Raw genomic sequence first — 14182 nt, 5'->3', positions numbered from 1 at the left:
TGCATGGATGCACTGTCGAAAAGCCCGGCCGCGGCTCACGGACTTGCCGGGCGCAGCCCGGCAAGCGCCGAGGAGGGTCGCCTTCTCTTTGGTTACTTTCTCTTGGCGACCCAAGAGAAAGTGACTCGGTCGCCGAAGGCGGACGAGCGCGCCTTTTGCTTTTCTGGGCGAGCATTGCAAAAGAGATTGGACCGGTACGTCGGCCACCGCGGCGGGGAGTGGCTGACACCCTCAACCCACCACCGGCACCCCATCGATCAACCGCCCAGCCAGCCGCGGCTGACGGATCTGCTCCAACCACCACGCCAGCGCCCGGCCATCGTGGTCGCCGCGCCAGGCGGCATAGAGCACGTTGGGTTCGCGCGGGTCGGCCATGGCTTTCTCCACCAGTGCGCCGCTCTCGAGCAGGGCCGAGACCCGATGGCGCGGTAGCCAGCCGACGCCCAGCCCGTCGCGCTGGGCGAGGATCTTGGCATGCATGGTCGGCACCGCCAGCGTGGCCTGCCCTCCGATCACGCCGTAGCCGCGGCCCGCGCTGCGCGAGGAGTCGGCCACCACCACCGAGCGATGCGCGCTGACCCGCTCCTGTGTCATCGGCTCGCTCGCCGTCGCCAGCGGATGCCGTGGCGAAACCGCATAGACCCACTCCATGCGGCCCAATTCGAACCAGCGCAGCTGCGGCATCGCCGGGGGCTGATTGGTGGCACCGATCACCAGGTCCGCGCGGCCTTCGCGCAGCGCTTCCCACGTGCCGCCGAGCACTTCGTGGGTGACGCGCAGACTTACACCCGAATCCAGCGCGTCGAATGCGCGGATCACCGGCAGCAGCGTGTCGAACTCGAGCAGCTCGTCGGTGACGATGTGCAAGCGGTCCTCCCAGCCGCCGGCCACCTGCTTCACCCGACGGGTGAGACGGGCCACGTCGTGCATCAGCCGCGCCGCTTCTTGTGCAAGCAGGTGACCGGCCGGGGTGAGCTGCAGGCGGTATCGACGACGGTCGAACAGCAACGCGTCGAAGCGCGCCTCCAGTTGCCGTGCAGCGTGCGACACGGTGGAGGGCGCGCGACCCAGTCGCGCCGCCGCGCGCGAGAGGCTGCCGGTTTCGCGGATCGCCTCGAGCAGGGCCAGTTCGTCGTCGGTCAACATGTGCAACCTATTCGAACGTATTCGTCGACACGATGGTACGGCACGCCGCAGGGCACGGCGCAGTATGGACTCACGTTCAAACCCCCTCTCGAACGTCCATCCATCCAAGGAGTCCGTCATGAACCGCTTCGCCAACAAATCCATCCTCGTCACCGGCGGCAGCAGCGGCATCGGCCTGGCCGCGGCCAAGGCTTTCGCCGCCGAAGGCGCCCGCGTAGTGATCACCGGCCGCGATGCCACCGCACTGTCGCAAGCGCTGTCGCAGCTTGGCAGCACGGCCATCGCGCTGCGCAATCACGCCGGCTCGGTCGCCGAGGCCCGGCAACTGGCCAAGGATCTCGCCGCGCAGTCGATCCAGCTCGACGGCGTGTTCATCAACGCCGGCAGCGCGAAGTTCGCCCCGTTCGAGGCGGTGGACGAGTCGCTGTGGGACCAGAGCTTCGACACCAACGTGAAGGGCGCCTACTTCCAACTGCAGGCGCTGTTGCCGCTGCTCGCCAGCGGCGCGTCGATCGTCATCAACGGATCGATCAACGCGCACATCGGCATGCCGAACTCGTCGGTGTATGCGGCGAGCAAGGCTGCGCTGATTTCGCTGGCCAAGACGCTGTCGTCCGAACTGCTGCCGCGCGGCGTGCGCGTCAACGTGGTGAGCCCGGGCCCGGTAGCCACGCCGCTGTACGGCAAGCTCGGCATGGATCAGGCCACGCTGGAAGCGACCGCAGCGCAGATCCAGGCGCAGGTGCCGCTGGGCCGCTTCGGTACGCCGGAGGAGATTGCCGCCACCGTGCTGCACCTGGCCTCGCCGGAGTCCGCGTTCATCGTCGGCAGCGAGATCGTCATCGACGGCGGCATGAGCCAGCTCTGAAATGATCAACCGGGCGCCTCGCGGCGCCCGGTTGCGTGGACACGGTGTCAGCCCGCTCACGCCACCTTGGGGAAGTCCAGGGTGGTGTCGTTGATGCGGTTGACCATGTTGGTGAACAGGATCGCGCTGACCACCAGCGGGATCTCCACCAGCTGGCGATCGGTGAAGCCGGCGGCCTTGAGCGCATCGACGGCGTCGGCGTCCAGCGTGCCGCGCTCGCGCACCAGGTGCAGCGCGAATGTCACCAGCGCGTCGATCCGCGCATCGTCGGGGTAGCTGCCGCCGCGCAGGGCGCGCGTCTGCTGGGTGGTGTAGCCGGCCAGGGTGCCGGTCAGGGTGTGGGCGGCCACACAGTACTCACAGCCGGTGGCCTCGCTCACGGCGAGGTTGATGGCCTCCTGCTCGCGTCGTGAAAGGGTGCTGCGGCCGAGCGTGGCACCGGTGGACAGCACGTGGGCCAGCACGTCCGGCGCGTTGCCGCCGATGGTGGCGTACAGGTTCGGCACCTTGCCGATGTTGCGCTTGACGGTGGCGAACAGCTCGGCGGTGGTGCCGGTGGCCTGGTCGATCGCGGGGGTGTTGAGACGGGTCATGGAACTTCTCCTTGGCTAGCGATGGCATTTGCCGTGGGCGTCTGCCGGTGGAGAAAATGCTAGGGATGACGCTCGCGCCGTCGTGTCTCGCGCGTCTCGATCCTGGTTGCGTTCGTCTTGAGGTGGTCGATGGACAGTCTGAGTGCGCTGGTGGCATCGATGGGCCTGCGCGGGCGGGTGGACCTGCTGTGCCGCTTCGCCGGGCAGTGGTCGGTGCCGCAACGCGCCACCGCACCCGGGCAGGTGCCGTACCACGTGGTGCTGGCGGGCGAGGGCGTGCTGGAGGTAGGGCACGAGCGGCGCACGTTCGTGGCCGGTGACCTGGTGCTGCTCCCGCGCGGCTCGGCGCACACCATGCGCCACGCCGATGGCGCCAGCGCCACATATCCCGAGCAGCGCCGGGCGCTGGGGCGGGTCATCGAGATCACCAGCGCCGCGCCACATAGCGATTTCGACGTGCTTTGCGGCACATTCGAGATGGGCCAGCACCACGCGCTGCTGCTGCAGGCACTGCCGGAGGTGGTGTTTCTGTCCACCCGCGGCCGCGACGACTACGCCGGGCTGCACGCGCTGATGCAGATGATGCGCCACGAGAGCGTGCAGTCCGCGCCCGGCGGCGATGCGGTGATTGCGCAGCTGTCCGCCTCGCTGTTCACCCTGGTGGTGCGCACGCTGATGGCCGAAGGCGCGCTGCAGCACGGGTTGCTGGCGCTGCTGGCCGACGCGCGCGTGGCGCCCGCACTGGCGGCGGTGATCGCCGCACCGGCCGAGCCGTGGACGCTCGAGCGCATGGCGGCGGCCAGCCGCATGTCGCGGGCCAGCTTTGCCCGGCACTTTGCCGAGCTGGCGCCGATGACGCCGATGGACGTGGTCACCGCCGTGCGCATGGATCTGGCGGCGCGACTGCTGCGCGAGACGCCGCGTCCGATCGAGCTCGTGGCGGAGGCCAGCGGGTACACCTCGCGCGCCGCCTTCGGGCAGGCGTTCAAGCGGGTGCACGGGGCCACCCCCGCCGCGTGGCGCAAGACAGCCACCGCGGCGGCCGGCTGAGCGGTTGGCGCAGGGCACCTCCCGGCCGCTGGAAAACGCAGCGCCGCATGCGCCCGCCGCCGCAGGACCGGACCAAGGTCGCCTTGGCGGGGAGCGTGCCAGGCGCGCAGACTTCGTCCAGCATCTTTGCCGCCGAAGGAGAGCCCCATGCAACGCCCCCCGCTCCCGCCGTTTGATGAAGAAAGCGCCCGCCTGAAAGCCCGCCTGGCCGAAGACGGCTGGAACAGCCGCGATCCCGCGAGGGTGGCGCAGGCCTATTCGCCGGACAGCCGCTGGCGCAACCGCGCCGAGTTCCTGCAGGGCCGCGAGGCGATCGAGGCGTTCCTCACCCGCAAGTGGCAGCGCGAGCTGGAGTACCGGCTGATCAAGGAGCTGTGGGCGTTCCACGACAACCGCATCGCCGTGCGTTTCGCGTACGAGTGGCACGACGACAGCGGCCAATGGTACCGCAGCTACGGCAACGAGAACTGGGAGTTCGACGAGAACGGCCTGATGCGCCTGCGCATCGCCAGCATCAACGACGCGCCGATTGCCGCGGCCGACCGCAAGTACCACTGGCCACTGGGCCGGCGCCCGGACGATCACCCGGGGCTGAGCGAGCTGGGGTTCTAGAGCGGAGCGCGCCGCTGCCTGCCGCGGCGCAACTGGCAGTGCTTGTTGCGCCCAAGGCAGCAGGGCAGCGAGCTGGCGTCCATGTCGTCAGGCGATGGCCATCCAGACGGCCATCGCCACCATCAGCAGGTTTTCCGTAAGCGACACGAAGCCCAGCGGCACGTTGGAGTTGCCGCCGACGCAGGCGCACTTCAGTTCGCGTTTCTGCACATAGACCGCGTAGAACACCGACACCGCGCCGATGCTGCCGATCAGCAGCGCCACCGGTATCGACAGCCACGGCGCCAGGTGGCCGATCATCAGGATGCCGGCGAGCGCCTCGCCGAACGGGTACATGTAGGCGTAAGGCACCCACCGGCGGGCCGCGAGGTCATAGCCCAGGAACATGGTCGCGAAGCTCTCCAGGTCGCGCAGCTTCTGGATGGCCAGGATGCACATGGAGAACGCGATGAACCACTCCACCGCACGCACGCTGAGCGGCGAACCCTGGGTTGCCCAGCTGGCGGCCATCGCCATCAGCGCCGCCGTGATGAATACCGCCAGCACCGGGGTATAGGTGACCGCATCGGGATCCTTCACCGGCTTGCCCAGGTGCTTGCGCAGCGCATCGTGGCCGCCGATGCGCCGGCCGTTGATGAACGTCTGCGGCGTGGTGTCTACGTCGTGCTCGCGCTTGAACGCCTCGGTTTCGGCGCGCGTGGTCAACCAGTGGTCGTGCACGTCATAGCCCTTGGACTTGAGCAGGTGCAGCGACTTCAGGCCGAACGGGCAGATGTGCTTGTCCATGACCATCCGGTACAGGTCGGCGCGATCTTTGGTTGAGGCGTGCATGGGCGGTCTCCGCTTCGGGCGTGGGTCGGGCACACCGCGCCGCCGCCCGTGGCTAGCGGCAACGCGGTGCGCCCGTCAGGCCATCACTAAGCAATTGGGTCGCACGGCCTCGTGAACGCGCAAAGGGTCGGGGCGTGTGGCCCGCCGTGGCATCCGGGCTGCGGGTGTTTCGGCCTCCGTCTTGGGCCACGCGGTGGCTGCAGCTCGCCGCCGTTGTCGGCGGCTTGACCCGGTATCCACGCCACCGATGCCACGTTGCGGCCGTGAGCAAGCTGTCGCGCAAACAGGCGGGATCCGGGCCGCGGATTCCGCTGGCCAAACGGGCGGCGGAGATCCCCGCGGGCGCGCTGGGGTCTCTGCGCCGCAAGGCGGCCGACTGCCGTGCCTGCCCGCTGTGGGAGCATGCCACCCAGACCGTGTTCGGCGAGGGCCCGGCGTCTGCGGCGGTCATGCTGATCGGCGAGCAGCCCGGCTCGCGCGAGGATCTCGAGGGTCGCCCGTTCGTCGGCCCGTCCGGTCACCTGCTGGACCAGGCGCTGCACGATGCGGGGCTGGACCGCAGCGCGCTGTACATCACCAACGCCGTCAAGCACTTCAAGTTCGCGTCGCGCGGCAAGACGCGCCTGCACCAGCGCGCCAACGCGGGGGAGCAGGCGGCATGCCGGCGCTGGCTGGCGGCCGAGCTGCTGCGCGTGAAGCCGCGCCTGCTGGTGGGGCTGGGCGCGATGGCGGCGCAGACGATGTTCGGCAACGCCTTCCGCATCAGCCACGAGCGCGGTGAGTGGCGCGAGCTGGCGCCCGACACGCGCGGGCTCGCCACGTGGCATCCGTCGGCGCTGCTGCGGCTACGCTACGCGCAAGAGCGCGACGCCCGCTACGCCGAGCTGGTGGGCGATCTGCAGCGCGTCGCCAGGGCGCTCGACGCGGGCTGAGCGAGCTGTCGCCAGGTACGGCCGGGCACGCTTCAGTCCTCGCGCCGACCGCTGCCCTGGCGGTCGCGCGGGTAGTGGTGCGCCAGCGTAAACGGCGGCAGCCAGTGCTCGCGGCGCACAGTCCAGTTCTCATAGGTGGGCACCAGTTGATCGGGCGCATCCAGCGCGCCCAGGTGCAGTTCGATCTCGTCGCCGTAGTGGGCGAACACCGAGGAGCCGCAGCGCGGGCAGAAGTGGCGTCCCCGGTAGGCGCCGGTCTCGCCAGTGATGCTTACTGCCCCCTGCGGAAACATCGCGGCGGCGAAGAACAGCGCGCCGTGGTGCTTGCGGCAGTCCATGCAGTGGCACAGGCCGACCCGGTAGGGCCGGCCCTCGGCGACGACGCGGACGTCGCCGCACAGGCACCCGCCAGTGAAAGAATCCATCGTCGCCTCCAGCCGGGAAAGGTCATGGTGTGCAAGGTTGCGGCGGTTGCCCGCCCGTTTCTTTTGCGGCCTGACTGTGGGCATGATGCCGCCACACCAGCCCGGGGGAGGCAGCGTGGCACCGCTCGATACCGACACGCTGCTCAGCGTCTACCTGGCGCTGTCCGGATTGACTGCGCTGTTCACGCTGGCGGGCGGCTGGACCACGCGCAAGCCGGGGCTGTGGCTGTGGTCCAGTGCGTTCATGGCCTCCTTGCTCGGGCAGGCTACGCGGCTGGCCGTGGCGGCAGTGTGGAGCGTGCCGGCGTCCAAGCCGCCGGGCCACCTGGGCGGGGTATTGCAGGGGCTGCTGATGCTGGCAGGCATGTATGCCTTCATCGGCCGGCGCGTGCCGTGGCTGGGGCTGGCGTCGGTGTTCGGCGTGATGACCGCACTTTCGCTGACGCTGCTGCAGACCGGCCAGTCGCTGTGGTGGTCGCTTTGCGCGACGCAGGCAGTGATGGGGCTGGCGCTGGCCCGGGCCGCATGGCTTGCCTGGCGGGCCCGCGATGCAGGTGGCAGCGGCGCGCTGACCCTGATGGCAGCGGTGCTGGGCGTGGCGGCCGCGGTGGCGCTGGCCCGTGCTGCATCCGTGATGCCGATCGGCCTGTCGGTCGAGCAACTCAACGCCGCCAACGAACGCTGGCTGATGGTGACGCTGCTGCTGGTGGTGGCCGAGGGTTTCGCCATGCTGGTGCTGGTGAACAGCTCGCTGCGCGACGAGCTGGCCGTGCTGGCGGACTTCGATCCGCTTACCGGCCTGCTGAACCGACGCGGCCTGCGCTCACGGCTGGACCGTCTGCGCCGCCCGGCGTCCGGCGATCGCGACGAGGTGGACGTGGCCGTGGCGCTGCTGGATCTGGACGAGTTCAAGCTGATCAACGACCGCCACGGACACCAGGTGGGCGACGAAGTGCTGGCCGAGGTGGCCCGGCGCCTGCGTGCGGGCGCTTCGGCAGACGAGCTGCTGGCGCGCACCGGAGGCGAGGAATTCATGCTGGTGTGGCCAGTGCCGCGGGGAGCGGCGGCGGCCGTCGGCGAGCGCCTGCGCGCGCTGGTAAGCGACAGCCCGGTGGCGACCCCGGCCGGCGCGGTCATCGTCACGACCAGCGTCGGGGTCGCCGTGGGCCCCTGGAACGACGGTGCCCGCTTCGAGGAATTGGTCGGGCGCGCCGACCACGCGCTTTACGCCGCCAAGCACGCGGGGCGCAATCGCGTGGCGCTGGCATGATCTACGCCGACAGCTCGCTCAGCATCACGTAGTAGCCGTCGGGATCGCGCAGAGCACACTCGCGCGTGCCGGTGCCCGGGTTCACGTGCGGCTCCTCTTCCAGCGTGGCGACGGCGCGAGCGCGTGCCAGGGCGCGGTCGAAATCATCCAGCCGGAAGAACAGCAGCAGCCCGTGCCCGGGCATAGCCGCGGTGGCGTCGGCGAGCGGCGGATGGTCGTGGTCGCCCCAGCGGTGCAGGCACAGCAGCACCGTGCCGTCGGATGCGACAACTTGGCCGAAGTAGTCATGCGCCGGTGCAACCCCGGGCAACCCGAGCAGCGCCTGGTACCACGCGACGCTGCGCGCCACGTCGGCGACGCCGATGATCGTCCACAAGCGGTGCATGCCCGTCTCCTGTCGCCGGCGCCCTGGCCTGATCGCACGCATTGTGCATGTGCTGCCGTGGGTAGCGCATGCGGCTGGTCGCCTGCCGCTGCAATTGAAATGACGGCGCCGGCCGCCACCGGCTGCCATCGTCCTGCGCCCGGCCTCTGCACGGACATCCAGCGGCTCGCCTCGCCCGTGATGGACACGATGGAGGATGCCGCCCATTCCTAGACGCAAAAAAAGGGCCGCTATGGCGGCCCTTTTTTGTTCCTGCCCCGTCATGCCGGCACACGCCGGCATGACGGGGCTCTGTAGGTCAGGTGTATCTAACCTTCGCCGGCTCGGCCGGGTTACTGCGCGACAGTATCCATGCCGGCAGCCACGGCAGGCTTGATGGTGAACTGGCCGAAGCCGACACCGATGTCCCAGCCGTTGCCGGTGCCGGTCAACGCCATGGTGACGCTGCCCTTGGACATCACGGCCGTGCGGGCGCTCTTCACTACGCCGGCGTGGGCCGAGGCCATCGCATAGTCACCGAACACTTCCTGCATCGTGTTGACGTTGGAGAAGGTGGCCTGGCCATCGGTGATCTTGTACTTGCCCACGGTCAAACCGCCGCCCTCGGCGCTCAGTGTCACCGGAACCGTCTTGCCGCCGCAGGTGAGTTCGCCCTTGCCGTTGGCAGTCTTGTAGACGGCGGACCAGCCTGACAGGGTGAAGTCCATGGTGCAGTTCATCTGCGCGTTGGACAGGTCATCGGCTTGTGCGGTGGACGGGCTTCCGCAGAGCGCCAAGCCAAGAGCCGATGCCAGAACCGTGCTGGAAATAAGTGTTTTCATGGGGTGTTTCCTCCGTGGCGTGGAGACAGCGAAAACCCGGGCACGCCGGGTGTAACGCCTCGTCTCACGAGTGGGTGTGGAGTAGGCGGTGGCTGCGCCTGAGCGCTTGCCGTTGCACCGTCCACACGTTACGCGGCACGGTATGAAAGCAGCGGCAAAGTTTCGGCTCCGGCGCGAGACGAAGGTGTCCGCGATGCGAAACCCGTGCGGCACTACACGGCGCGGCACCGCCGTGTTGACGGGTGCCGACGCCTGCGCTCGCTGCGGATCGTCAACTTGTCGCGTCGGCAAAATGCCCGTTGAGCAGCTCCAGCAGGCTGCGCAGGCGATGGAGCCGCTTGAGATCCTTGTGGTACCCCAGCCACGTATCGCGCGACGGGGGCGGCTCTGCCAGCGCCACGCGGCGCAAGGCGGGAAATGCGTCGCCCAGCGCCACCGGCAGCACCGCCAGGCCGATCCCTTCGGCGCACATGCGCGCCTGCGCTTCGCGGTTGTTGCTGGTGAAAGCCACGGTCGCCTGCGGCAGGTGTTTTTTCAGCCAGCCCACGTCGGGCATGCCACCGAAGGCAGCGTTCATGGTGACCAGGCGGGCGCCGCGGCCACCCTTGCGCGGGCGCGGCGTGCCTTCGGCGGCATATAGCGCGTAGGGCATGCGCAAGAGGCGCCGCGAGATCACGTCCGGCTCGTCGAACGCCGTGATGCGGAACGCCAGGTCCGCCTCGCGCCGCGCCAGGCTGTAAAGGCGCGTATCCGTGAGCAGCTCCACCGTCACCGCCGGGTGTCGCCTGGCGAACTCGGCCAGCACCGGCGTGAGCACGTAGCTGCCGAACCAGTCCGAGGCCGCCAGCCGCAGGGTGCCGCTCAGCGTGCTTTCGCGGCAGGCCAGCGCGCGCTCGAAGGCGAGCGCTTCTTCCTCCATGCGTTCGGCGCTGGCCATCACCGCCATGCCCTCGTCGGTCAGCACGAAGCCGTCGGCGGTGCGCTGGAACAGCGTCTGTCCCACCGCCGCCTCCAGCGCGCGCAGGCGCCGTCCCATGGTCGGCTGGGTCTGTCCGACCGCACGCGCCGCGGCGCCCAGCGAGCCCTCGCGCGCAATGGCGAGAAAGATGCGCACGTCGCTCCAATCCATCACCGACTCCGAACAGTCATGTTCCATGCAATTTTGCATGGAAACAAAACGAAAACGTCGATTTCCATGCATCGCATGCGGGTTCACCATGAACCCACCTTCCTGATGGAGACCTCGCCATGAACCTGATTCCCGCCACCATGCAAGCCGCCGTTGCCGAGCAGATAGACACCCCGCTGCGCCTCGTGAACCTCGCGGTGCCGGTTCCCGGCCCGGGCCAGGTGCTGGTGCGCGTGGCCGCCGCCGGCCTCAACCCGCTGGATACCAAGATCCGCGCCGGCAAGGCCGCCCACGCGAAACATCCGCTGCCGGCAGTGCTCGGCATCGACCTCGCAGGCACGGTCGTGGCGCTGGGCCCGGATGTGGACAGCTGGCGCATCGGCGACACCGTCTACGGCATGACCGGCGGCGTCGCCGGTGTGCAGGGCTCGCTGGCCGAATACGCCGCGGTGGATGCCGCGCTGCTGGGGCCCAAGCCGACCAATCTCTCGATGCGCGAGGCGGCGGCGCTGCCGCTGGGCTTCATCACCGCGTACGAGGGGCTGGTGGATCGTGCTCGCGTGCGTGACGGCCAGCGCGTGCTGGTACACGGCGGCGCCGGCGGCGTGGGCCATCTGGCCGTGCAGCTCGCCCGCGCCCACGGCGCCGAGGTGTTCGCCACCGGCACCGCCGCGCAGAAGCCGATGATCGAAGGCTACGGCGCCACCGCGATCGATTACGCCACCACGCCGGTCGCCGAGTACGTGCAGCAGCACACCGACGGTGAGGGCTTCGACGTCATCTACGACACCGTGGGCGGCGCCACGCTGGACGCCTCGTTCGAAGCGGTGCGCACGTATCACGGTCACGTTGTCAGCGCGCTCGGCTGGGGCACGCACGCGCTGGCGCCGCTGTCGTTCCGCGCCGGCACCTATTCCGGCGTGTTCACCCTGCGCCCGCTGCTCACCGGCCAGGGCCGTGCCCACCACGGCGAGATCCTGCGCGAGGCGACCCGGCTCGTAGAGCAAGGCCAGCTGCGCACCCACCTCGACCCGCAGCGCTTCACCCTGGCGGAGGCAGAGCAGGCGTATCAGCTGATCGAGAGCGGGAAAGCTGCAGGCAAAGTGGTGGTGGATGTGGCGGGCTGAAACAACGAAGGCGCTGCTTCAGCAGCGCGTCGTTGGTTTGGAGTTATGCCGCCAAACGACGTGCACTCATGGGCTTGGCTTCAAAGAAACTGCACTCTGACGCGGTTTCGGAGTTGTTAGGCCGCAGCGCCATCACCTGCGATCTCTAGCGCCCTCGCAACGGTAAGCGGCCCGTTTATTTCCGGGTCTGTGCACTCTGCGAGGTCATTGGCGATGTCAGGGCCAGAGAGCACAACGCGCTCGGCCATTTGCAGGGCGTCAGCAGTGTAGGCGAGCTCAGCCGCGGTCAGCTGACCAGATGCGAAAAGTCGGCAGAGGACGCCGAGCCCAGCGCGATCGAGAATGAGATCGGCGTCCTCTATAAGCGTAACGTGGGCAGAGCAACCCAACGCGGCAAGGCCGCGGGTGTGCTCAGCGAGCTCCCGGGAAATCTCTGCAGAGAAGTCGCCGACAGGCATTGCACTGGAGAGAAGTTTGGCTAGCGAACTCAGTCTCATGGCGGCTAAAGCTAGCATTTGAGCAGCGCACGGCACGCGCGTCCGGTTGAATGAATGGTTAGGCGACAGGCTCGATGTCGTCCGGGAAAGCTCCAGCCTGTTGCCACTCTTGGCTGGTGAAGTCCTCCGGAACGTCCCGCCGGCGCCATGCACGGTTCAGGTGAGCATAGACGTGGCCGAGGTCGGTGCGGAACTCTGTTTCTGAGTACCCACGGTCGGTTTGGATCTGTCCGAGAAGGTTGCCCAGGTGCTCGTGCGCGTCTGCTAATTCGTCTAGCAGGAAGGACCAGCCTAAAGGGTTCGAATCGCGACTGATCATGCTTCGTGCCTGATGCTTGACTTGGGCGGCGGTGTAGCCGTCCGCCCCGGGCGAGATGTTATGTGCCAAGTATCGGATAAGGCACGAACCCAAGGCCCGACGCTTGCGCATCTCTGGGAGCCTCGCCCACAGCGTCTTCCCGGCTTTTCGTATTGACCATGGATGGTCACCTCTTTGGTGCGCTCAGTCTCCATGCGACTCCAGCCCTTGCCGCCCAGCTCAGCAGAAGCTCGCTCTTCAGCTGCCTCCATATCGGATGCCGCTACGAACAGCAGAGCGGCAATCTTTGCACCAGCGGCGCAGCGGGGATTTGCCTCCGAGGCTTCTAGGCTTGCGCGAAGTAACAGCATGACACCTAACACCTGCGTTAAGCCGCGCCGTGAAGGGCGTTGGCTTGGACGAATTGTTAGGCCCTGGCCCAGCTGTAGCAGGCCGCTGCCTTGAGCTGCGGTTCGTAAACCCGATGGTAGCTGTACACGGAGCTGGCCAGCCAGCTACCCGCTTCACTAGCTTCGTAAGCTTCCAAGTGAAATCCGTCGTGCCACAGGCCCTGCGGGGAAATCTTCTTAACGTAAACGAGGTAGTCGGGCGTGCAGCCAAGTCTCTCGAAGGCTTCGAGTAGACAGACTCCATCCACGATGATGTGTGAGAAGCAGCGAGAAAGGCCGTTCAAATCCCGCTGTAGAGCATCGAGACGCAGCAGACCAACGTAGCGCTCCGCTTCTCTGTCCTTTTCGACGTAGCTGTCCAGTCCGACTCGTATGCCGCCAAGCCGTTCCGCAAGTGCATATGCAAGCGTTGTCTTCCCGGTTCCGTCGAAGCCGTCGATCCCGACCACAACGGATTGAGCCGTTGTCTTGTCAGGTACGGCCTGCAGCAGTTCGTCGAGTGCTGTTACGGCGAGCATTGCGGTCTTTTCCGGGGCCCAACGCTTGAGTTAAGCGGCGGCGGTACGCCGTCCGCTTGGACGATTGGTTAGCGGCTGTCGAGGAACGCCTGGATGCCGGGGCACGAGACGCCGGAACCCTTGGCAATCCGCCGCTCCAAGGCCGTAAAAATCAGATGTTGGAGTTCTGCTTTGTTGGAAATGGTATCTGAGGATGCATAGATGGTCTGGCCATCGTCAGAAATTTCGCTTTGATCCTTGGTCAAGTCATTGACTAACATGACCTGCATAGTATCTGGCCTCTCGTCGGCTTTCGTTTGGAGCGTGCCACTGCCTATGACGACATGCATGGTATTCCAGTGATGCTTGATCATTGCCTGGCACTGAGCACTCATTGCGGTGCTCTGCGTGTCCACCGCGTGCGCTGAAAGAGGCAACGCAGCGCAAGCTACAAACGCTATTGTTCGAGTGTGCATCCTTCTTTCCCTGTCGCTAACGCTGGATTTAAGCTGCTGGCGGCGCTTTTCCGCCAGTCCGTTTTGACGAACTGTTAGGCCGCACTACGCGCAGCCTCGTTTACAAGCCTGCTGTAGTACTTAATTGCCCGGGTGAATAGCCGGAAATCTTGAAACGTGATATCACTGGCAGGATTTGGCGCCTGCAACTCATAGCAATGGGTGAAGTGCGACAGGTCGTTGTTGCTGAGTAGGCCGAAGGCCACCTGCGCCTTGTTGGCTGTGTTACCCACGACATGCGAATTGGCCACGCGAACGGCGCGGTAGTGCTCGAATAACCGGAATTCTGGCACGCCTTCTAAGCTCTGGCGCTCTGCGGCCGGAAGATTGGCGGCGAGCTCGAGCAGCGGAGGAAGCCGCCCGCCAGTGGCTGACTTAGTGACCCATGCTGCGGCTGACCCCGGGATAGATGATTTAACGTAATCAATGACCTCAAGAAGCATTTTCTCGAACAATGCGTACGTGAGAACAATATAGCTCTTTGCACTGAGCTGTCGGAGCTCACTGAAGGATAAGGTGCCGTGTGGAATGCCATTGCCTTGGTACAGCAGGTGGAGAAATGCGTCGAGCGGGGCATTAGTGGCCGCTGCGGAATTCTGCATGTAAACGGCACACAGCTCTTGCAGTTGAATGCACGCGTCTTGTGCACCGAGCTCCCGAAACATGGACTTGATGGCGGGGATGGCCGGTTTGGTTGTCTTGTACCCGGGCAGAGGTGTGCTCTTGGACATCCTTGATCGCTCCGTGCGGTCTAACGCTTGAGTTAAGCGGCGGCG

17 protein-coding genes are annotated in these 14182 nt (G+C 66.8%); 6 read left to right on the top strand and 11 right to left on the bottom strand.

Translation table 11 applies throughout. The features are described 5' to 3' along the window. Positions 1-231: 231 nt before the first annotated feature. On the bottom strand, positions 232-1146 hold the full coding sequence (locus VFG40_RS14360; RefSeq protein WP_324898686.1) for a LysR family transcriptional regulator: 915 nt from the start codon (positions 1144-1146) through the stop codon (positions 232-234). Between the two features lie 118 nt (positions 1147-1264). Between VFG40_RS14360 and VFG40_RS14355 the strand changes: the two genes are divergently transcribed. Next, on the top strand, positions 1265-2014 hold the full coding sequence (locus tag VFG40_RS14355; protein WP_324898685.1) for an SDR family oxidoreductase: 750 nt from the start codon (positions 1265-1267) through the stop codon (positions 2012-2014). A 56-nt stretch (positions 2015-2070) separates the two neighbouring features. Here VFG40_RS14355 and VFG40_RS14350 read toward each other — a convergent pair whose 3' ends face one another. Then, a complete protein-coding gene (locus tag VFG40_RS14350; protein WP_324898684.1) occupies positions 2071-2607 on the bottom strand; it encodes a carboxymuconolactone decarboxylase family protein in 537 nt (178 codons plus the stop codon). A gap of 129 nt (positions 2608-2736) precedes the next feature. On the opposite strand from VFG40_RS14350, the gene VFG40_RS14345 reads away from it, so the two are divergent. Together VFG40_RS14345 and VFG40_RS14340 are read left to right on the top strand one after the other, a co-directional pair. Next, positions 2737-3657 (top strand): AraC family transcriptional regulator, encoded by a 921-nt coding sequence (locus tag VFG40_RS14345; protein WP_324898682.1) that lies wholly within the window; start codon positions 2737-2739, stop codon positions 3655-3657. Between the two features lie 147 nt (positions 3658-3804). Then, positions 3805-4269, top strand: a complete 465-nt coding sequence (locus VFG40_RS14340; RefSeq protein WP_324898680.1) for a nuclear transport factor 2 family protein — start codon at positions 3805-3807, stop codon at positions 4267-4269. A gap of 87 nt (positions 4270-4356) precedes the next feature. Here VFG40_RS14340 and VFG40_RS14335 read toward each other — a convergent pair whose 3' ends face one another. Continuing rightward, entirely contained in the window at positions 4357-5100 is a 744-nt protein-coding gene (locus tag VFG40_RS14335) for a MauE/DoxX family redox-associated membrane protein (RefSeq protein ID WP_324898678.1), read from the bottom strand. Positions 5101-5363: 263 nt separating this feature from the next. Here VFG40_RS14335 and VFG40_RS14330 point away from each other — a divergent pair, with 263 nt between their 5' ends. Further along, the gene (locus VFG40_RS14330) at positions 5364-6032 is read left to right on the top strand and encodes a UdgX family uracil-DNA binding protein (protein WP_324898677.1); all 669 of its coding nucleotides are present in this window, start codon (positions 5364-5366) and stop codon (positions 6030-6032) included. Positions 6033-6064: 32 nt separating this feature from the next. Here VFG40_RS14330 and VFG40_RS14325 read toward each other — a convergent pair whose 3' ends face one another. Beyond that, positions 6065-6457: a GFA family protein gene (locus VFG40_RS14325; protein WP_324898676.1), complete on the bottom strand. Its 393-nt coding sequence runs from the start codon at positions 6455-6457 to the stop codon at positions 6065-6067. 115 nt (positions 6458-6572) lie between these two features. Here VFG40_RS14325 and VFG40_RS14320 point away from each other — a divergent pair, with 115 nt between their 5' ends. Continuing rightward, positions 6573-7727 (top strand): GGDEF domain-containing protein, encoded by a 1155-nt coding sequence (locus VFG40_RS14320; RefSeq protein ID WP_324898674.1) that lies wholly within the window; start codon positions 6573-6575, stop codon positions 7725-7727. Between the two features lies 1 nt (position 7728). On the opposite strand, the gene VFG40_RS14315 is transcribed toward VFG40_RS14320, so the two are convergent. The 3 genes from VFG40_RS14315 to VFG40_RS14305 form a co-directional block, all read right to left on the bottom strand. Next, positions 7729-8112: a VOC family protein gene (locus tag VFG40_RS14315; protein WP_324898672.1), complete on the bottom strand. Its 384-nt coding sequence runs from the start codon at positions 8110-8112 to the stop codon at positions 7729-7731. A gap of 332 nt (positions 8113-8444) precedes the next feature. Further along, entirely contained in the window at positions 8445-8933 is a 489-nt protein-coding gene (locus tag VFG40_RS14310; protein ID WP_324898671.1) for a hypothetical protein, read from the bottom strand. Positions 8934-9204: 271 nt separating this feature from the next. Further along, the gene (locus VFG40_RS14305; protein WP_324898670.1) at positions 9205-10089 is read right to left on the bottom strand and encodes a LysR family transcriptional regulator; all 885 of its coding nucleotides are present in this window, start codon (positions 10087-10089) and stop codon (positions 9205-9207) included. A 92-nt stretch (positions 10090-10181) separates the two neighbouring features. Here VFG40_RS14305 and VFG40_RS14300 point away from each other — a divergent pair, with 92 nt between their 5' ends. Further along, the gene (locus VFG40_RS14300) at positions 10182-11189 is read left to right on the top strand and encodes a zinc-dependent alcohol dehydrogenase family protein (protein ID WP_324898669.1); all 1008 of its coding nucleotides are present in this window, start codon (positions 10182-10184) and stop codon (positions 11187-11189) included. 555 nt (positions 11190-11744) lie between these two features. On the opposite strand, the gene VFG40_RS14295 is transcribed toward VFG40_RS14300, so the two are convergent. From VFG40_RS14295 to VFG40_RS14280, 4 genes are all read right to left on the bottom strand, one after another. Next, positions 11745-12005: a hypothetical protein gene (locus VFG40_RS14295; protein WP_324898667.1), complete on the bottom strand. Its 261-nt coding sequence runs from the start codon at positions 12003-12005 to the stop codon at positions 11745-11747. 406 nt (positions 12006-12411) lie between these two features. Beyond that, complete coding sequence (locus tag VFG40_RS14290) at positions 12412-12912, bottom strand: hypothetical protein (RefSeq protein ID WP_324898665.1); 501 nt, start codon at positions 12910-12912, stop codon at positions 12412-12414. A 68-nt stretch (positions 12913-12980) separates the two neighbouring features. Continuing rightward, positions 12981-13265, bottom strand: coding sequence for a hypothetical protein (locus VFG40_RS14285; RefSeq protein WP_324898663.1), 285 nt, complete (start codon positions 13263-13265; stop codon positions 12981-12983). 176 nt (positions 13266-13441) lie between these two features. Next, the coding region (locus VFG40_RS14280) for a hypothetical protein (RefSeq protein ID WP_324898661.1) at positions 13442-14182 on the bottom strand (741 nt) is incomplete at its 5' end.

Source organism: Dyella sp. (genome assembly GCF_035685805.1).
Lineage (GTDB): Bacteria > Pseudomonadota > Gammaproteobacteria > Xanthomonadales > Rhodanobacteraceae > Dyella_A.
The sequence above is the reverse complement of the archived record's forward strand: the minus strand, read 5'-3'. Positions and strand labels throughout refer to the sequence as shown.